15 protein-coding genes are annotated in these 20060 nt (G+C 44.2%); 7 read left to right on the top strand and 8 right to left on the bottom strand.

What is annotated here, in order from left to right; translation table 11 throughout:
- Positions 1–24: 24 nt before the first annotated feature.
- The gene (locus L3V43_RS13415) at positions 25–2679 is read right to left on the bottom strand and encodes a TonB-dependent receptor (RefSeq protein WP_237116702.1); all 2655 of its coding nucleotides are present in this window, start codon (positions 2677–2679) and stop codon (positions 25–27) included.
- A 284-nt stretch (positions 2680–2963) separates the two neighbouring features.
- On the opposite strand from L3V43_RS13415, the gene L3V43_RS13410 reads away from it, so the two are divergent.
- The 3 genes from L3V43_RS13410 to thpR all read left to right on the top strand — a co-directional run bounded on the left by L3V43_RS13410 (position 2964) and on the right by thpR (position 5263).
- Positions 2964–3830 (top strand): AraC family transcriptional regulator, encoded by an 867-nt coding sequence (locus tag L3V43_RS13410; protein WP_010606984.1) that lies wholly within the window; start codon positions 2964–2966, stop codon positions 3828–3830.
- A 171-nt stretch (positions 3831–4001) separates the two neighbouring features.
- Positions 4002–4724 carry a helix-turn-helix domain-containing protein gene (locus tag L3V43_RS13405; protein ID WP_237116703.1) on the top strand — a complete coding sequence of 241 codons (723 nt, stop codon included), beginning with the start codon at positions 4002–4004 and terminating at the stop codon, positions 4722–4724.
- Positions 4725–4744: 20 nt separating this feature from the next.
- Complete coding sequence (gene thpR / locus L3V43_RS13400) at positions 4745–5263, top strand: RNA 2',3'-cyclic phosphodiesterase (protein WP_237116704.1); 519 nt, start codon at positions 4745–4747, stop codon at positions 5261–5263.
- 235 nt (positions 5264–5498) lie between these two features.
- On the opposite strand, the gene L3V43_RS13395 is transcribed toward thpR, so the two are convergent.
- The 5 genes from L3V43_RS13395 to L3V43_RS13375 form a co-directional block, all read right to left on the bottom strand.
- Entirely contained in the window at positions 5499–5786 is a 288-nt protein-coding gene (locus L3V43_RS13395) for a hypothetical protein (protein WP_174170167.1), read from the bottom strand.
- 424 nt (positions 5787–6210) lie between these two features.
- A complete protein-coding gene (locus L3V43_RS13390; protein WP_237123932.1) occupies positions 6211–6792 on the bottom strand; it encodes a hypothetical protein in 582 nt (193 codons plus the stop codon).
- 38 nt (positions 6793–6830) lie between these two features.
- Entirely contained in the window at positions 6831–7577 is a 747-nt protein-coding gene (locus L3V43_RS13385) for a hypothetical protein (RefSeq protein ID WP_237116706.1), read from the bottom strand.
- A gap of 23 nt (positions 7578–7600) precedes the next feature.
- Positions 7601–8887: a LysM peptidoglycan-binding domain-containing protein gene (locus L3V43_RS13380; RefSeq protein ID WP_237116707.1), complete on the bottom strand. Its 1287-nt coding sequence runs from the start codon at positions 8885–8887 to the stop codon at positions 7601–7603.
- Positions 8888–9117: 230 nt separating this feature from the next.
- Positions 9118–9981, bottom strand: a complete 864-nt coding sequence (locus L3V43_RS13375) for a LytTR family DNA-binding domain-containing protein (protein ID WP_235368532.1) — start codon at positions 9979–9981, stop codon at positions 9118–9120.
- Between the two features lie 167 nt (positions 9982–10148).
- On the opposite strand from L3V43_RS13375, the gene L3V43_RS13370 reads away from it, so the two are divergent.
- A complete protein-coding gene (locus tag L3V43_RS13370) occupies positions 10149–11351 on the top strand; it encodes an acyltransferase (protein WP_237116708.1) in 1203 nt (400 codons plus the stop codon).
- A gap of 137 nt (positions 11352–11488) precedes the next feature.
- The gene (locus L3V43_RS13365; protein WP_237116709.1) at positions 11489–14914 is read left to right on the top strand and encodes a GMC oxidoreductase; all 3426 of its coding nucleotides are present in this window, start codon (positions 11489–11491) and stop codon (positions 14912–14914) included.
- A gap of 173 nt (positions 14915–15087) precedes the next feature.
- On the opposite strand, the gene L3V43_RS13360 is transcribed toward L3V43_RS13365, so the two are convergent.
- Both L3V43_RS13360 and L3V43_RS13355 read right to left on the bottom strand, forming a co-directional pair.
- Entirely contained in the window at positions 15088–16413 is a 1326-nt protein-coding gene (locus L3V43_RS13360; RefSeq protein WP_237116710.1) for an ATP-binding protein, read from the bottom strand.
- Between the two features lie 11 nt (positions 16414–16424).
- Complete coding sequence (locus L3V43_RS13355; RefSeq protein WP_237116711.1) at positions 16425–17837, bottom strand: sigma-54 dependent transcriptional regulator; 1413 nt, start codon at positions 17835–17837, stop codon at positions 16425–16427.
- 249 nt (positions 17838–18086) lie between these two features.
- On the opposite strand from L3V43_RS13355, the gene L3V43_RS13350 reads away from it, so the two are divergent.
- Both L3V43_RS13350 and L3V43_RS13345 read left to right on the top strand, forming a co-directional pair.
- Positions 18087–19340, top strand: a complete 1254-nt coding sequence (locus L3V43_RS13350; RefSeq protein ID WP_237116712.1) for an efflux RND transporter periplasmic adaptor subunit — start codon at positions 18087–18089, stop codon at positions 19338–19340.
- 10 nt (positions 19341–19350) lie between these two features.
- Positions 19351–20058 carry an ABC transporter ATP-binding protein gene (locus L3V43_RS13345; RefSeq protein WP_102057788.1) on the top strand — a complete coding sequence of 236 codons (708 nt, stop codon included), beginning with the start codon at positions 19351–19353 and terminating at the stop codon, positions 20056–20058.
- Positions 20059–20060: the final 2 nt, after the last annotated feature.

The raw sequence follows: 20060 nt of genomic DNA, 5'->3' as shown, positions 1-20060 counted from the left end.
CCGCAAGCGACTGGGGCTCCGAGGTTAGAACTTATAGCTGACGCCAAGGTAATAACGCGTACCAAATTCAATGGTGTTCTGCGTTAAGTTGTAGTTGGTGTCATAAGATTGAATAACCTCATTGGTCAGGTTTACACCCTCTAAGCTGACATCCAGATTTTCCATTGCATGCCACACCAAAGATGCATCCCATTGTTGGTAGCTATCGTTGCGCACCGCTTGTGCTGCACCGACGCCAATCCATTCACTACGCCAGTTATAAGCGATACGTGCACTGAACTGCTCGTTTTCGAAAAATAGCGAGCCGTTAAATGAGTTTTCAGATACTCCCGGCACCATTTCTTTTGCATTATCTGGTGTGGTGGTTTCACTATCCACGTAGGTGTAGTTAGTAATAAAGCCAAAGCCATTATCAAAGCTATGTTGAAGCTGCAGTTCTATCCCTGTTACGTCACCGTCTCCGTTACTACGTGGGCGTGTGACTCGGCATTGATCATACTTAGAAGGGTCGGTACCGCATCCGTCTACATATTCAATCGCTTCGGTAGAAAAGACAACGTTGTCAATTTTCTTCACAAAAACGGCTGCTGAGAACAAGGAAGCTTCGGTAAAGTAATATTCGACACCAATATCTGCTTGGTCAGCTTCATATGGTTTAAGATTCGGGTTACCACCGGTGGCAGAACCAAAGTTGGCATCAATCGCTAGACCTGGTTTTAAGTCGTTATAATTAACTCGAGACATAACGCTAGATGCGGCCGCACGGATGATAATATCGTCGCTGTAGTCATAAGCGAAGTTGATGCTCGGTAGCCAGTTGTCGTAGTCAACCGTTTCATCGAAGGCCGTGTTATCAACATAGCCGCTGGACTGTTGTTCTGTATCCACATAGCGTAAGCCGATATTACCGCGGAAGTTTTCACCGCTGAATTCACTTTGCACATAGATAGCGAGCATATCTTCTTCGACATTGTAGGTTTTACCTAGGTCTTGCTGCTCAATTAGTTCACCCGCCTCATATTTGCCAGTGATAAAATCCCACCACTTATCTTCATCGAGCTTGGCGTATGAATTAAGAATATGTCCGCCCGTTTGCGAATGTAGATTGGTAAAAATACCATCACTCCAGTTAGCTAAACTATTACCATCAGGGACAAAACCAACAACATCCGCTGGATTTCTTTGTATTGCGATACGTGCAAATTCGTTTTTATTGATTTTCACACCCGCTTTGATGCTCTTGAAGTAATCATGCTCTAGCATCCACTTGATATCGGCTTGCGCATAACTCACTTCATGCTCTTGAACCGTAGTTTGGAAGTTTGATTCCTGAGCAAATTTGAGCTGTGAGGCATCGGTTGGGTCTAGCGAGTCAAACCAAATTTGATAAGGACCTGTGGCATCGTAAGTAAAGCCACCATCAGTACTATTTTGACCATTAGGGAAGGCAGGATCTCCAATTTTTCCACCCTCATCCGTTGCCGGGATCCACCAACTTGAGGAACCAAACTGTGTACCACCATCAGATGTTGAGCGACCAATAACACCGCTAATCTCGAAAGTATCACCGACGTATTTACCACTGAAGTTTAAGGCATCGACTTTCATGTTTACGGCGTTACGAACAGTGGGGTTGTATATAATGTTCGCGTAAGCTGGCAAAATACGCGCACGCTGTGTACCGCCCGCTGCGTTGTTTTGTACATCAACAGCACCTGCACCACGGGCACTTACGGTAAGAAAGTTATGGTTTACATGTGGATTGTCAAACTCAAAGCGAAAGTAGTCTACTGTAAACTCGGTGTTATCGCTTGGTGCAAATTGCGCGGTAAGTTGCGCGCTGGTGCGCTCGCGCTCAGCTCTGAATGCTTGCGAGCCGATAGCCCAAGCGCCCACTGTAGATGCTTGTCCCGTGTCTTGATCCGCCGCAAAATATTCATAGTAGCCACCAATGGACTCAATAACGTGACGGCCTGAAGTCAGGTTCTCAACAGAATATGCTGCGAGCACACCAAATTTTTCATCGTCACTCTTCCAACTACCTAAAAACGATCCGCTTAAGTCGTTTTCATCATACAAGGTAGAGCGGCCCATTTCTGCCGACACCATGTAAGTGTGTGCATCTAAGTCCAGTGGTTTACGCGTGACAAGATTCACTGTACCACCCAGCGCACCTTCTTCAAGGTTTGCTTCAGGCGTTTTGTAGACGTTAACTGCCGAAACTTGCTCTGCTGATAACAGCTCCATGTTAAAAGTACGCGTCGATGGACCCAAATCATACCAATCGGTACTGGCGACCGATTGGCCATTCAATAAGATGCGCGATTGCTCGGGCGCGGTACCACGGATTGTAACACCACTTACTTCACCATATTTACGGTCGACTGTAACCCCAGAAATACGCTGTAGCGCATCACCAATGTTTTTGTCGGGAAACTTACCAATATCTTCCGAGGTGATAGCATCAACAATACCATCTGCAAAGCGCTTGGTGTTCATTGAAGCTTCAAGCGAGCGGCGAATGCCTCTTACTTCAATTACTTCGACATTTTCTTTTGCGCTTTGTTCTTCGGCTAATGCTGATGGTGCAGCGGTGAGTAAAAGGGGTGATAAGGTACTTGCTGTCACGATGGCGGCAAGTTTATTCAATTTAAATTGCTTCAACTTAGTTGTTTTCATTGTTCTGCCCATTGTTCCTATTTGTTGTTGGCAGAAGCTAGGGTATCGCCTTGGGTGTTTTTTAAGCGGTATATTTCTATCTACTAATGATACTTTTCACGCTTAAATGAGAGTAATTTGACAAAAATACTTCACTGCACTTCAGGCTGTCGCTATATTTCGATAGATTAATATTGGTTGGTGATTGAATTTGCATGATATGCAACTAGGTGTAACGAGTAGTTGTTTTAAAGTTTATAACATGCCGATTTTAAATAAGTTTATTAATGTAAAAGGAAATTGCTATGCGCGCGATGTACGAGAAAGTACTACCATCTCCTGGATGTTCATGGCGTTATTGCCTGTATCAATTGCCCGAAATTCCCTTTAATTGGCACTATCATCCGGAATATGAGATCTGTTTGACGCTCAACAGTGTCGGTGTATGTCACGTGGGTGATCATATCGCCCCTTACGAAGACTTAGATTTGGTTATCCTAGGCCCTGACTTACCACATACTTGGCAGTCAAAACCGAATCCGGATCACTCCGCTCACGTTGTCCATGTTGCACAAATACCTGCGCACTGGTTGGAATCTTTAGTGGCTCAGCATCCTGAATTACACGGCTTATCTGAATTGTTAAATGCAGCGCGCCGAGGCGTCAAATTTCCTGTGGAAGTCGCACGGCAAGCGAAAAAGTGGTTTGAGCAAATCGCGGATGCCGAGCCGTTAATGCGCTTTGTGCTTTTGCTTGAAATGTTAACGCGGATGACGACATCGAACTATCAACATTTAGCCAGTAACGGCTTTCGCTTTGACGCCCGCCATGACCCCGCGAAAGACAAGTTCGACCGGGTTATTGCCTATATCTATGATAATTACACCGACAAATTAAGCGCCGATGAGCTTGCACAGCAAGTGCACATGAGCACCAATCACTTTCACCGTTTCTTTAAAAAGCGCACGGAGCGAACTGTGACGGAATTTATCAATCAGCTGCGTATTGCCAAGGCCTGTAAACTATTAATTAGCTCTGCCTCTCCCATTAGTGTGATATCGGATCAATGTGGTTTTAATAATATTTCTAATTTTAATCGTCGTTTTCAAGCATTGAAGGCGTGTACGCCCAGTGAGTTTCGTGCACGGCTGCACCAAAAGGCATTGTATTGATCTGGACGTGAGCCTGTTTATTGTGCTTTTTAATCAAAACTTCAATTCAAACAGTGAATATTTCGTAATGCTATGATATTCATGCTTATTCCTAAATATTCAACTTGGTATTTATCAAAGAATTGCCAAGAATGTGCCGGGTCGCAACAACAATAAACGAGGATGACGGTGATGACACTAGGACACTTTATTAAACAGATCCGCACACAAAAAGGCTTAAGCCAACCCCAGCTAGCTGAGCAAATGTGTGTTGAGCAAAGCTATTTATCTAAACTAGAAAACGACAAATCCGTGCCTTCTAACGAGGTATTTAGAAAGTTACTGACGGCGCTGAATTTATCCTTAGATGAGTGTATGCAAACCCTTTCAACACAAGGAAAGCGTGAAGAACTAAGCCAAATACCGGACATCGAATATTGGTATAAGCAACATCAACAATCAAAACAAAAGCAATATAAGCAACTTGCGATATTAGCTATTTTGCTAGTATCTCTCGGTGTCGGGTTATTTTGGAGTGGCTACAAACAGATATTTTTTAGTGAAAAACTGTTTGAATATGAATCTCAGGGGGTATTGCAAGCCGGTGAGCCCGTTGAGTTATATAGAAAGTGGCGCTTTCTCCTTGTCCCTCATAGTAGGAATAGCGATATTGGATTTGTGGAGCAAGTTAAGCTTGCCATGGCGAAACGTTTAGACAAAAAAACGGTATTTTTTTCAGACTATAAAGGGAGCGCTTATACCGAATCGGTAACCGATGGTAGAAGGCATTATCGTTTTCAAGGCCCTAAATTTAGTGAGCGTGTAGAAAACGCCTGGCTGCAATTTGTTGGCTTATTATGCTTCTCTGCTGGGGTTATGCTAACTTTAGTAGGTAAGCGGTTAGTTAAACCTTAGATTATCAATATAGGTGTAAGATGCAAAAACGATTATTTTTTGGTATTGGCATGGATGACGACACTCGAGCGCATATTGGCCAATGGCTGGTGGATAGTGTGAGCGCGAGTAAAGCCAATACTCAGCCGAATAATTGGCATCTTACACTGGCGTTTCTTGCTATGGTGGAGGAGTCACAAGTAGCTGAGCTTTGTGATTTTGCTAGTAGTTTATCGGTGCCTAAATTTACACTCACCTTTGGTGACTATGGCTACTGGCAGCACAATGGCATTTTTTACTTAAAGCCCGAACAAAAACCACACGCTTTGCTTGATTTAGCCAATCCATTGCGTGCTTTTGGAGAAAAATGCGACCTCTATCACAACCCGCATCCATTCTCACCACATATCACGCTATTTCGAAATTGTAAGCCAGAACCGACTATCGATAAGCCAATTGCGCCTTTCTCACTCACGGTAAAGAAGTTCTACTTATACCACTCTCACCGCAATGAAAATGGCTTGATTTATGAGCCAATAGCGTCTTTCTTCTTGAGCTGAAATGTCTATTTTGAATGCTTTTTCCAAATAGAATAGAGTGTACTGCTAAGTAAACAGCTAAATAGCAAGACAAAGATATAATTTGGCACGCCGTTATAAAGATATAACGAGAGGTTAGTTGCTAATAATAGTAATAATGCAATGTACTTCATTCAGTTTAGTTCCTATATTCTTCAAAGCTTTATTGAGAACTAATGTTTGATACATCCCCTGTTATGCCCGTTTGTAGCAGGCCTTAGCTTTTCTTAGAGTAAAAGGGTTCGAGTAGATAACAGGCTAATCCATAGGCGCAGCCGAATCCGATAGCAACAATTGGTAGCATTTGTATTTCACTAGCACCAAGCCAACTGCCAAAAATAAACACCAATGACACAACAGAAACTAGGCATATTGTTATCTTTGCGAGCACAATTAAAATATGCTGCTTCAAAGGTAAGTCGCACTTTTCCTTCCATCTCTCTTGCAGTACTACGTAAATAAAAACGAAAAACACAGGTAACAGAGACTCAATAAACTCAAACATGATTTCGTGTCCTACTAAGTAGGTCAGATCCAGAACACGGAGCTGACCGATAGGTGAAGCGTATTTATTGTAAAGCTTCTTCGCTAATTCACCCAAAGCTGCGCCAACTAGAAAGGCAGCAACAAATCCAGCGCCATTAACTTGGTCTGTTACCAGAAGACTATAACTGTATCTGTAGCGACTAGAGCGTCATGACAGAGAGGTCTTGCTGGAAATACAAGAGGTGTAGTTATGACTGCCATCCGTATTCGCCAGAGACTCACTCAATAAACCAACATATCCTAGATGCGACTTGGTCAAGTTAGCATAAAAACTCACAAGTTCAAAAACCAAGAAAATAAAATTTATTCAATAATATTAGTGCATTATGTTTATATGTTATAGAGGGATAACAACTCAGTTTGCCAATCGTTATAATTGTTTGTTAGCTATGTAGCCAACGCTTTAGCTTTTTAACCAAAGTTTCGAACCAAGTCAGTTGATAGCGTTTGTATTTCTCGCACTTGAGGAATAGCTTTTTGGTGGCTTCGTTTCGTGCTGGGCTAATATGTAGACGGCTACACTCTTTACTTGCGTTGTGCCAATCTTGTGCGCTGACGGCTTTAATTAAATTAGGAAAGGCCAAAAATAACTTACTGGTACCAAGGTTGTAAGCCATATCCAATAGCGCAATCTTAGCGGGCGTCGGTAATAGCTGATAAGGAATGCTGCCAGTTTCTTGCTTGGCAAGAAAATGAATGAGGTACTGTTCAAATTCTTTGATTTGCTCTAAAAGACATTTTTTAGACGCTTTTGGTGGCAAGGTAAGCTCGGTATATTGCGCATACCAAGAAGCCTTGTAGCCGCTGGGTTTGCCCTTAATATTACGGTATTCATCGCGCTTTTGTTGTAGGGTGGCAGAGCGTTTGGAGCGCCTATCTCGCATCGGTAATTGGCAAAATTGTTCAACACTTTGCATATGAAAACCAACACCAATCGTCGGATTGGCATTCACATCTAAGTACAAGTGCAGTACCTCACCCTCAAATTGCAATAAGTGCTGTATTACTCTTTGGTAGAATTTATCGGTGTCGTTGAACAACTAGGTACCTCAGTGATCACAGCTTTTTCATTCGTGGTATAGCACTGTTTTAGTATAGAACAGTAGCAGGCCTCTGCCTTAAAAACCGACTTATGGGCATCAATTTTGTCCCATAATCCACGATTAAAATTGCTTTTTGGCATGGTAAAAATGTTGAAAGTGTCGCCATCTGCCAGCAAAATCTTTTGTGGCGCACTGGAAACATACCAGCCAAACTTTTTTAGATAATTGATATTCGATTCTTCATTTTGAGCATCACTAAGCGCTGCTTGATAGGCGTTAAGGTTGCAACAAGCGTCCATCAGTTCGGTAACATCAAAGTAATTTTCGCCATCAAACTCGTACTTAATGTAGTGGATTATGGCAGGTCCGGTTCCTGAATTGCGAATATCGACTCTAATCGTTGCTTGAGTGGAGTCTAAATCAAAGTTGCTATAGCTGAATTGTAGCCATGGCCAGGTTTCAGTTTTTAGCTGCTTTTCGGCTGCGGAAACCTGCTCCTGAGCAGCCTTTGCTTGCAGGTAGGTGGCGTAAAACGACGCTGCGGAAATAAACATCGCACACAGGGCTAAAATGGTGTTCATTTTAGAGCGAGAGAGTTTAAATGTCCCTCTCGCTTGTCTTGAATTATGTGGAGATGGGTTTAGGCGCTCAGTGCGTTTCTCTTCGGTCAAATCTTCAGAGTGTGAGTTATTATTATGTTCTGACATATTTATCCAACTGATATTACGCCCTAGGGCGACAGAAATACGAGTAACGTATCGCCAATTTTCAGTCTATCTGTCGAAAGCTGATTCCATTGCTTTAGCTTAGCGACACTGACATTAAATTGTTTCGCAATGCGCCATAAACTATCGCCGTGTTTGATCTGATAGTCCAGTTGTTTGTCTGCCAAAATGGGCAAAATTAGCTTTTTTCCTGCACGAATACGGTCACTCTTTAATTGATTAAAGGCTTTTAATTCGGCGACAGTTAGCGAGTAGCGCTTTGCAATGGTGCTAAGAGAGTCTCCACGTCGGATAGTATAATGTTGCCATGTATTCGCGGGCATTTTTGGTAAGTGTGTGAGCATGGTTTGCCACTCTGATACGCGCGCTGTGGGGACTACAATATGCTCAGGGCCGCCGAGTAATGCAGGAAAACGTGCATAGCCTGGATTTAATACCTCGACTTCTTTCCAACCTTTAAGATCAGATAAAATAGCTTGTTGTTCGAGTTTTATAACGCTGATTAACGAACGATTAGGGATCTTAGGAAACTTCATTAAGTCATGCTTTAGCAGTTGTGATGCCGCAAGTAGCTTTGGTACGTAGTGACTTGTTTGGCGCGGTAGCTTCAAATGGAAAAAGTCAGTTGGTTTACCTGCTTTTTTATTTCGTTCAATGGCTGCAAGCACTCTACCTTCACCTGTGTTATAGGCGGCAATGGCATGATACCAATCACCATCAAAACGTTTGTGGAGGTATTGCAAAAAGTCCAATGCGACACGGGTCGAGTCTACGATATCTTGGCGACCGTCATACCAAGCGTTGATCTTGGCATCATAATGTTTTGCAATCAGCGGTGTGAGTTGCCACAAACCCGAAGCATGCTTGTGAGAGTAGGCTTGGGTATTAAAGTCGCTTTCAATTAGCGGCATCAATGCAAGCTCTATTGGCATATCGCGCTTTTCGACTTCTTCTACTAAGTAATAAAGTAGCGGCGCTGCACGTTCACTGATGGTATCCATATAGTTTGGATGCCTGAGATACCAATCAATCCGTTGTTTTACACGCTTATCGTCGGAATCGGCAAAGCTGAGCTGATCTTTAATGCGGAGCCATAAATCATCAGTTGCGAGCGGATCATATGGTGTTTTAACCACCGTTTTAGCTTCGTTTTTAACTGTCTCTCTTGGCTTATTTACACCAGTTTGCACGGAGTTATCTGGCGTTGGTTCATCCTGTTGAGGTTGCTGTATTTGGCTACAGCCATTTAGGAGCAGGATTGCTGCGAGTAATGGAGTGATGAGGTTTTTCATAGAGCCTTTTTTATTATCCTTTTATTATGCAGTCCAATGAGGCATCTGAACCGCATAAGATTGTATATAAATTCGGTGCAAATGCAAAAATAGGCACCTTACCTGTTGCGGCTGTGTAGTGTAGAGCGATGAAATGGATACAAAATGAACTTTAGCGTTACAGCATTTATCATTGATTAATGGGATTAACGCAATAACACGCGATTACTCACTGATCGTGTATTGCCCATTTATTCAAGGCGTAGTTGGTGCTTAAATTGTGTTTTATAGGTTCGCGAGAGCGTTAATACTTTCCCACTTTGCAATGCGATTTCACTGTCACCGCTGGCGAGCGGCGTAATACTCACCACTTTAGACACATTAATAGCAAAAGAGCGATGAATACGCACGAAGCCAACGGGGTCTAAGCGCTGACATAAAGTAGCAAGCGTTGAGCGTAGCGGATAAATGCGGCCATTTACGTGTAGATTGACGTAATTTCCAGACGACTGTAACCACTCAACCTCTTCAACTTTAACGATAAATTCTTTACCAAGCTTACGTACCAATAAGTGATGAATAGGTTTGTGGAGTGTTTCACCTTCATCGCTTTCTTGTTTTATCGGAGATGCTTCACCAAGCATATGGGAGACACTAAATTGATAACCTTTTATGAGTGCAATAAAGAACACCAAACTCCATGCATCTTTTTGATATTCATAGATAAGTTCAAACCAAGAAAGGTGAAAGTTGTAATCTAGTTGCAAACTAAAATAAATCGTTTCACGTAATAACACCATGATGCCAACATGGCCAAAACAAAATAACAGTGAGGCCATAAAAAAGCTAAAAGCGACGTTAACAGGTTTATGCCACTGCCAAGGAAATGCGTTTAAATACCAAGATATGACGGGAATTAAGGCCAAGCTGGCAGCTGCACTGGTATATTCCCACACGAAAGGTTCCCACAGCGCAAAATCGAGCTGCGCATCTCGGTTGGCATCCATGATCAGAGTAATGGCATTTAAGGTGTTATTAATCGCCAGAAAGAGGGCGAGTAATGCCATTGCCATCAAAGGGTGGTATTGCTGAATAAAGGTACGTGAAAACATCATGGTTTGAGTTTTTCTTTTACTCTAGCAACTGGACGCAAAGCGGTCACTTATTTTATCCCTCTATTCCACGATTTATCCCTAGTTATTGTTATTTAAGCAAATTTCGTTTGTTTGTACGCTGTATTGGCGCACTGTAGGGGTAAGTTTACTTTCAAAAAGAAAATAACATGGATCATTTAAATCGGCGAGTAGAGCTAGACTGGCTGCGTGTTATTGCATTTACAATACTCATTTTTTATCACACCGCTATGTTATATGTACCTAACTGGGGTTTTCACTACAAAAGTGCTTATACTTCGGTTTGGCTAGAATATCTGATGTTAGTGATCTCACCATGGCGCATGTTGCTTATCTGGTTTATCTCGGGAGTTGCGCTTAGATATATTTTTGATAAACAAGGAGCATGCACAGCCATGCTCTTTCGTACTCCTTTGTTATTGCTCCCACTATTATTTGGCATATGGGTTGTTGTGCCAGTGCAACTGTACGCAGAAATGCAGCAAAATGCTGGATTAACGCTCGGGTATGTTGATTTTTACAAACAGTTTATTGATTTTAACAGCCCTTTATTTAGTCAATATCAAAGCGGTATTTGGCCCCATGTCGATGTCAATCACTTGTGGTACTTGCGAGAATTATGGCGTTTTACTTTGCTCCTTGCTGTACTGCATATCGTCTTTAATTCTAAGCTTCAAGTAATGCTCCGGCATTTTATCACTTTGCGCTGGTCAACTTATCTACTAAGCGTGCTGGTTTTTGCAAGCTTACTCTGGGCTCAGTTAGCATTGGAAGGTGATAGCAAAAGAGAATTTCAGGGGTTTGTTTTTCTGCTCGCAGGTTATCTGCTTGCTAAGCATAATCGGTTTTGGGCTTGGCTTGCTCGACAAGGTAAAGTGCTGCTGTGGGTTTGTGCAGTCAACGCCATGATTATTTTGCTTTTATATCATTTTTACTGGTTGCAGCAAGACACGCGCACTACCTTCATTACTTGGGGTGGGAGTTTTGTGTTGGTGTTACAGCGTGTGTGCGCAGTGTTGTTGATATTAGCATTAGCGGCGCGTTATCTTAACCGTCCTCATCCACTGCTTACGGGGCTCAATAAAGCGGTGTTTCCCATTTATCTCTGGCATCAAAGCGTGATTATCGCCTTGGCGCTCTGGCTGAGCCGTTATCAACTCGGTGGTGTGCCTGAGAGCCTGTTGGTGATCACAGGAACACTGCTATTTTCTGGATTGTTGTTTTGGCTGGTGCCAAAGCTGGGCTCCCTTGGGTTGATGGTGGGGTATCGCGCAGCCTTGCTGACAAACAATAAAATTCTTTGGGGGGTGGGGTGTTTGTTATTGTTGCCGCTGATCCTCCGGATTATTTAACCAGTGTACTGCACCATTGTGCAATAAATGCTCTACTCTTATTGCTAGGGTCAGTATGCCTCCGATGGAGGATACTTCACGGATAGCATCGCCACGGTCAAGGTGGTGAGCGAAAATAAGAAGAGGGAATCAAGCAAATGAAACCAATTTCTTCACCTCTGGCGGCAATTCAGCCGCATTACGATGTACTTGTTATTGGTAGTGGTTATGGTGGCTCTATCGCTGCGTCACGCATGGCGAGAGCCGGAAAATCAGTCTGCCTACTTGAGCGAGGGCGCGAGTTTTTAACGGGAGAATTTCCGGATACCGAGTTGGAGGCCGCTGGTGAGTTGCAGTTTAATAGCCAAACAGGGCACAAGGGCTCTCATTTGGGATTATTTGATATTCATATGCACCGTGAACAGAATGTCGTCGTCGGTTGTGGCTTAGGTGGTACCTCTCTTATCAATGCCAATGTTGCTTTGTCCCCAGTAGATGCAGTACTGAGAGATCCAGTATGGCCACACGCGATTAGAGATGATGAGGATGGTTTGTTGGAAGAGGGATTCTCGCGGGCTCGAGAGATGCTGAAGCCTGCCTTATACCCTGAACATTACCCAACTTTGAATAAACTTAAGGCTCACCAGCAGTCGGCAAATGCATTAGAAGCCCCCTTTAATAAAGTACCAATCAATGTATGTTTTGCGACCCCAGAAGGTGGCATCAACCATGTGGGTGTTGAGCAGCAAGCATGTAATAACTGCGGAGACTGTGTGTCTGGTTGTAATTTCAATGCCAAAAATACCACCCGAATGAATTACTTACCGGATGCTTGGAATCATGGCGCAGAAATTTATTGTCAGGCCCGTGTGCGCTACCTTGAGAAAATCGACTCTGGTTGGCGGGTGTTTTACCAAGACATGGGAACCGGCGCAGAATGCTTTTCTGCAGCCCCGTTATTTGTTGAGGCGGATATTGTGCTCTTGGCCGCTGGCACGCTGGGTAGTAATGAAATTTTATTGCGTAGCCAAAGTCGCGGTTTGGCTATCTCTTCGCAACTTGGTCAGCATTTTACCGGTAATGGCGATATGTTGGGTTTTGGCTATAACTGCGACAGCGAAATCGGTGGTGTTGGGGTTGGCAATCTAGAACCAGAAGGCAAAGCGCCTACAGGACCTTGTATCACCAGTGCAATCGATCTCCGTGAAGCGAGCGAACGCGCGCAACAAATGATTATTGAAGAGGGTAGTTTACCTGGCGCCATGGCAGGAGTGTTACCAACTGCGCTTGCAAGTGCAGCGGGTGTAGTTGGACTCGACACGGATCATGGTTTTTATGACGCTTTGGAGGAGCAAGCGAGAGTATGGCAAAGCCAATGGCGAGGCGCTTATCATGGTGCGGTAAAACATACTCAGACCTACTTAGTAATGAGCCATGACGATAGCCAAGGTGTCATAACTTTAGAGCAAGACAAGTTGAACATCCGTTGGCCTGAGTTAGGAGCTCAGCCTAATTTTCATCATGCGAGTGAAAAGCTGCTTCAAGCGACAGCAGCGCTCGGTGGCACCTATGTTAAAAACCCAATTTGGTCACCGTGGTTGAATAATCGCTTGGTTACAGTTCATCCTTTAGGTGGCTGTCGGCTTGCTGAGACGGGTTCCGAAGGGGTGGTGAATCATAAAGGGCAAGTGTTTACGGGAGAGAGTGATGCCTGTTACGACTCGCTCTATGTGTCAGATGGTGCCATCATTCCAACGTCGCTTGCGGTCAATCCGCTGCTTACGATAAGTGCATTGACAGAGCGCTGCTGTGCGCTTATCGCCAAGGACCGTGATTGGCAAATTGACTATCAATTGCCGTCAAGCCGCTCCCGTACCGCTGAGCCGACTACAACAGGGTTGGCGTTTACAGAGCGAATGCAGGGCTATTTTAGCCGCGTGGTAGAGCCAAGCACTACCTCTTTACAAACCTACTTGGCTGCCTATCAGCTGGGCCAAGAAACAAACCAAACGCTGTCTTTTGTATTGACGGTCACCTCGATGGATCTAGAGGTGATGTTGACCGACCCACAACATAAAGCGCATATTTCGGGTCGCGTTGAGTGTAATGTGCTTTCTGATAAACCACTGATCGTTCGCAATGGTGAGTTTCGTTTGTTTGAGCGTCAGGCCTTTCCTCCAAATACTCGGAAGATGATCTATAAAATGAATTTAATGGCGGAGGATGGCAAGCAGTACTTCTTTAATGCCTTTAAGTTAATCAAAGACGACCCTCACTCTCTCGATCTTTGGGATGATACTACAACCTTATTTGTTGATATTCATGAAGGAGAAGATACTCAAGGGGCCGTATGTGGTCACGGTATTATGAAGATAGCGCCGATTGATTTTGTGACGCAGCTTGCCACTATTCGTGTAAGTCATGCCGAGAGTAAAGCGGCTCGCTTAAAAGCCATCGCACGCTTTGGGCAATTTTTTGCGGGCACTCTATATCAAAGTTACGGCAGTATTTTTTACCAAGAAAAAACGCACAGTGGTGAATTGGTGCGCAAAAAGCGGCCGCTAAGGGCTCCAACACCTGAAGTATACTTGTTTGATACAGCTGATCATGTGCAGCTATCGCTGACTCGTTATCGTGGCGGTGACAAGGGCCCGGTTATATTAGTGCATGGGCTGGGAGTTGCTTCGAGTATCTTTTCCACCGATATGATAGATACCAACTTAGTCGAGTACCTAGTCGCTAACCAATATGACGTGTGGCTATTGGATTATCGAGTCAGTATTTTGTTGCCTGCTGCCGCAAAGCAATCAAATGGCGATCAGGTAGCGAAATACGATTACCCTGCTGCAGTGAACAAGATCCGAACCATCACGGGAGCAGATAGTATCCAGGCGGTGGTGCATTGTTATGGTGCTACGACCTTCTTTATGTCTATGCTTAGCGGCCTTTCAGGTGTTCGAAGTGTTGTTGCATCACAAATTGCGGCGGACGTGGTGGTGCCGATGGCAACGAAAATGAAGACAGGTTTACATCTCCCCTCATTTTTAGAAAGGCTGGGCGTAGACTCGCTAACGGCGCGAGTACCACAGCAGAGCAATGGGCTTGCCTCTTTGTATGATAAGGCGTTAGGCTTGTACGCGCTCGCTGAAGCACAGGGGCGATGCAACAATGACAGCTGCCATCGCGTGACTTTTATGTACGCCTCCTTATACCGTCATGACCAGTTAACCGATTTGCTGCATGAGCATATTGATGAACTATTTGCCGAAGCCAATATTCAAACCCTTGAGCACCTTGCTGCAATTTGTCGCGCAGGAAAACTGGTCGATGCAGATGGCAAGGACGTTTACATGCCACACATCAACCGGTTAAACGTACCGACGCTATTTATTAGCGGGGCAGATAACGAATGTTATTTACCCGAGAGCACGAAAAAAACCTATGAACGTCTTTGTCTTGCCTTTGGTGAGGCTAAGTTTACGCGTAAAGTGATCCCCAATTACGCGCATATAGATTGTATCTTTGGGCGTCAGGCTGATGTAGATGTTTTTCCTCATATTCTCAATCATTTAGAGCGATATTAGCCGTGGTTTTACGATTGCGGCTAACTATGACTGCCAATTTAAGTACTACACACTTTTGGATAGTTTTACCTTAGCTTTAATGTAGCACTAAATGACAACGAAGGATCTCAAATAACAAGGGCTCCCATATTACCAAACGAATATGTTTTGCTTCACCTAGATTGCGTTGATTACTAACCAAATACGCATCTGAAGCATGCGCCTTGTTCGCGCCTAAGATAAATTAAGTCGCCGCCATGATTAATCATAATTTGTCTTGAGAGGCTTAAGCCGATCCCCGAGCCTTGTTGTTTAGTGGTAAAAAACGGCACGAAAATCATGTCGATGACATGTTCTGCGATGCCGGGCCCATTATCGCTTATTTCTATATAGTGCTGGCCTACGTTATTTGCTCCGGTCTTTAACACCACTTGGCGGGTGTTTCGCAGGTCTTCGGCATTGCGCTGCTGCACCGCTTCAATGGCGTTTTTGGTTAAGTTAATAAGTACTTGCTCAATTTGAGCCGTGTCTAACATCACCAGTTGGGAGTGGCTAACATCAAGCTGTAAGTCTATGTTCGCTTGATGACAGCTTTGTTGATGTAACTGATAGATGCCCTCTACCAGCGGCGCTAGCTGGGCAGGTTGCAGCGCTGGGCTGGGTAAATTACTCACCGTTCTAAAACGGGCGATAAAAGCGCCCAGATACTCAGTGCGTTTTGCCAGTGTTTGCAACGCTAAGGCGAGGTCTTGTTTATCTTCTTCATCGTCAAAACTCAATGTGTCGGGCAAGAGTCCCCCACAGGTTTGTGCAATGGATGCCAGAGGTGTAATAGAGTTAGCTACCTCGTGCGTAAGCACTTTGGTGAGGCGTTTATAGGCTTGCTGCTCTTTGTTTTGTAATGCATCACGAATGGATTGTAAGGTGACAATTTTACGAATTTGCCCTTGGATCTGCGCTGATGTTATTTGTATAGACAAGTTATCTTGTTGCTCGCCATATTGCCAATTTGCTATCGTTTTCAAGCTCTTATCGCATTCATTAACCAGTGGTGCGATATCTTCTAAATCTTTGCTGTGATTAATGGGTTTACCGAGTAGGCGGGTTACCGCTGGGTTTGATTCAATAACCTTCCCTTCGCTGTCGAACACCAAAACCGCTAAGTCGATATGCACTAGCAAGGTTTGTAAAAAGTGAGCCTGCTGCTCGGCGCTCAACCGCGCGCTTTGGATCCGCGTTTTGATCTCTTCTAAGTGTTGCCGCATTGGGTGATGTTGGCTTAGTCCCAAGGAGCTATCGCCATTGGCTAAAGACTTAAGTACAAAACCCATGTGCTTGTTTTGCTTGTTAAATTGAAAGTATAAGGTTGAAATAAACGTGATGGTAATAAGGGTGATCAACAGCCAAGTTGCCGAAAAGCCACCTTGTATATACAAATATAGCGAGAGCCCACTGGAAATTACTAGACCAATGATAGTAAAGAAAAAAACAAGGATGGGATGGTGAGCAACGCGTGTCATTTCTTTTCTTCCTACAAATCGTACTTTTCTAAGCGACGATACATTGCCCCTCGGGTTAACCCGAGCGCTTTGGCTGCGTTTGAGACATTGCCTTGATAATGCTTGAGCGCTGCACGCACCGTACGTTGTTCAATTTCTTCAAGGTTGAAAGTGCCTTCAAAAGTGAGTGTATTGGTGTCCGAGGTATCTTCCATACTTGCTTGTGCCGCCGTGGGATTAGTGCCAATTACGGTACTGATATCCAAAAACTCGGTTTCACTTAAGATCACCGCACGTTCGATAGCATGTGCGAGCTCTCTGACATTACCGGGCCACGGGTAGGTTTGTAGACATTGCATGTCGCTGCTATTTACCTCAAGCTGCCTTTTATACTTGTGGCAAAAGTGTTCAAGGTAGTAGTTTACGAGCAGTGGAATATCATCGACACGCTCGCGAAGCGGTGGCAGACGGATCTCTATGGTATTGATCCGATATAATAAATCTTGCCTAAAACGACCTTCATCAACCGCTTGTTGCAGATTATCGTTGGTGGCACAGATAAGCCGTATGTCCACTGAAATAGGCTTATTGCCGCCTACAGGAGTGACTTGTCGATTTTGTAGCGCTGCAAGTAGCGTTGTTTGTTGGCCCATCGGCAGGTTGCCCAATTCGTCCAAAAACAAGCTCCCCTCGTGTGCGAGTTCAAAGCGACCGACCTTATCGCTTTTCGCATCGGTAAACGCCCCTTTTTTATGACCAAACAATTCGCTTTCAAACAAATTTTCGGAGATAGCACCCATGTCTAGGCTGATAAAGGTATTGTCGCGACGCATACTCGCCTGATGAATGGCGTGGGCGGCAAGCTCTTTGCCCGTGCCACTTTCGCCGGTGATCAAAATGTTGGCATCGGTGAGTGCCGCGCGTTCGATGGTACTAAATACCTTTTGCATGGCCGAGCTTTGGCCTAAAAAAGCAAATTGATGGCTACCACTGGATTGATTGAGTGCCTGATTTAACCCTTGCGTCTGACGAGTGAGCTTACCAACCTGCTGTTTGTCTTTGGCATGCGCAAATGCGGCGGCAACCGCACCCAATAGTTGGTCGTTTTGCCAAGGCTTAGCGATAAAATCGGCGGCGCCTGCTTTTATCGCATCGACGGCAAGTTGAATGTCACCATAGGCGGTCATTAACAACACCACGATGCTTGGGTCTTGCTCGACAATTTTCTTTAACCAATAGAAGCCCTCTTTGCCACTAATGGCATCTTGGCTAAAGTTCATATCAAGCAAGATCACATCTATTTGCTGCGATGCAATCTGCGCTTCTATATCAAAGGGGTTATCTGTGGTGATGATGGTTTGGTAATGCTTTTTTAGCAAAAGCTTTGCTGCAATTAATATATCGCTGTTGTCGTCGACAATTAATATGGTGCCTTCCTGCTTCATATCCTGATCGCTTTATTTTTCTTTTAGCGTACCGCAATCGTTTAGATCTCGTCTACGAAAAGTGTTCATTTATGGACACTTTGTGATTTTTGATGTGTTCTATTTCCGGACACTTATTATTCTTAGAATATAATGGTAGATACTTAAGGTTTTGTAATTACTAATAAAATTAAGCTTGGCATGGTGTTTGATATTAGTCATACATATTCGATAAAACGATTTAACCGACTAACAACAAGAGGCGTGATTATGGATAAGAAAATAGAGCGTTCAGGATTGCAAAAACATCTTAAGAAAGCGGTGGCAGGTGGTGTACTACTGAGCATTGCAGCAGCGGCACTGGCATTCAATAACACAGCCTCTTCAGGTCGTAGTCAAAATCTCGCACTGAGTAGCCTTACGGTGAGTACCGTAAGCAAAGGGGCGTTTGTGGACGCGCTAAGCTTACGTGGTCAAGTCGTACCAAAAACCACGATTTACTTAGATACCATCGCGGGTGGTCAAGTAGAAGAGCGTTTGGTGGAGCAGGGTGAGTTTGTTGAGGCGGGTCAGCCATTAGTGAGATTGAGCAATACCAGTTTACAGCTAGACGTGATGAGTCGCGAAGCACAAGTAACAGAGCAGCTTAACTTCCTAAGAAACACCCAAATGACCATGGAAACCAGTCGCCTTAATTTACGCCGTGACTTGCTGGAAATTGACTTACAAATTAGCCATTTAGAACGCCGTTATAAGCAATCCAAGCCACTCGTTGAAAAAGGCGTGCTGGCAACCGACAGATTGTCTGAAATTGAGGACGATTTACAGTATTACAAGGCCCGAAAGGAGCTGACGTTAGAGCGCCAAGCGCAGGAAAATTCAATTCGTAAAGTGCAAGTAGAACAGCTAGAAGACAGTGCTGAGATGTTACAGAAGAACTTGCAATTTGCCCGTCAAAATCTCGAAAACCTACTGATCAAAGCGCCGGTATCGGGTTACTTGAGTGAGCTGGATGTTGAAATAGGTGAGTCAAAGAGTAAAGGGGCACGGTTAGGCCAAATTGACATTCCGAATGAATACAAGTTGGTTGTCCGCCTTGATGAGTTTTATTTAAATCAAGTACAACCGGATATGGCAGTGAATGTGATGTTAGACAGTGGCTTAGTCAGTGCCAAGGTGAGCAAAATTGATAGCCGTGTAACGCAATCACAATTTCAGGTAGAAGTGGCGTTACCAAGCGGCCAAAGCGACATTAAACGCGGCCAAAGCATAGATGTCGAACTGATGCTTGGCGGCAACAAAGAAAATGCCTTATTGCTAAAACGCGGTGCCTTTTTTACAAGCTCTGGCGGTAATTGGGTATACGTGTTGGCAAGTGATGGCAAAACCGCCGAGCGTCGTGACATTCGCTTAGGTAAAAAGAATCAAGATTATTACGAAGTGTTAGATGGTTTATCACAAGGTGAGCAAGTGATCACCTCAAGCTATAGCAACTTCGACAAAGCGCAACAACTCAATTTCTAAGGATATAACAATGATAAAACTAACTAACCTAAACCGTGTATTTTGTACTCAAGACGTTGAAACGACTGCGCTAAACGATATTAACCTAACTGTTAATGAAGGTGAGTTTGTCGCCATCATGGGCCCGTCTGGGTGTGGTAAGTCTACTTTATTGTCCATCCTAGGGATGTTGGATTCACCGTCATCTGGGCAGTTTGAGTTTGCGGGCACGGACATTGCGGGCTATAGCGAAAAGCAGCTCTCACAGCTACGTAAAGCGTCTATTGGTTTTGTATTTCAAAGCTTTAACCTGATTGATGAGCTGACTGTGTTTGAAAATGTCGAGCTACCGCTGCAATACCAAAATATCTCAAAAAGTGAACGTAAGCAGCGTGTAGAGCAGATTTTAAAACGCGTTGCCATCGACCACCGCGCTGATCACCTACCACAGCAACTTTCTGGTGGTCAGCAGCAGCGTGTGGCGGTTGCAAGAGCGCTGGTTATTAACCCTAAACTTATCTTAGCGGATGAGCCAACGGGTAACTTGGACTCCAAAAACGGCGAAGAAGTCATGGCGATGTTACGCGAGCTAAACCGCGAAGGCACAACCGTGATCATGGTAACGCACTCAGAAAAAGAGGGGTCATACGCGGATAGACTTGTACGCCTTCTCGATGGCCAAGTGATGTTAGACAAAGCCAACACGGTGGTGCAACCACAAAAATCAGAGGTGGCATAACG

The sequence above is a fragment of the Pseudoalteromonas sp. L23 genome (assembly GCF_021728455.1).
GTDB lineage: Bacteria > Pseudomonadota > Gammaproteobacteria > Enterobacterales > Alteromonadaceae > Pseudoalteromonas.
The sequence above is the reverse complement of the archived record's forward strand: the minus strand, read 5'-3'. Positions and strand labels throughout refer to the sequence as shown.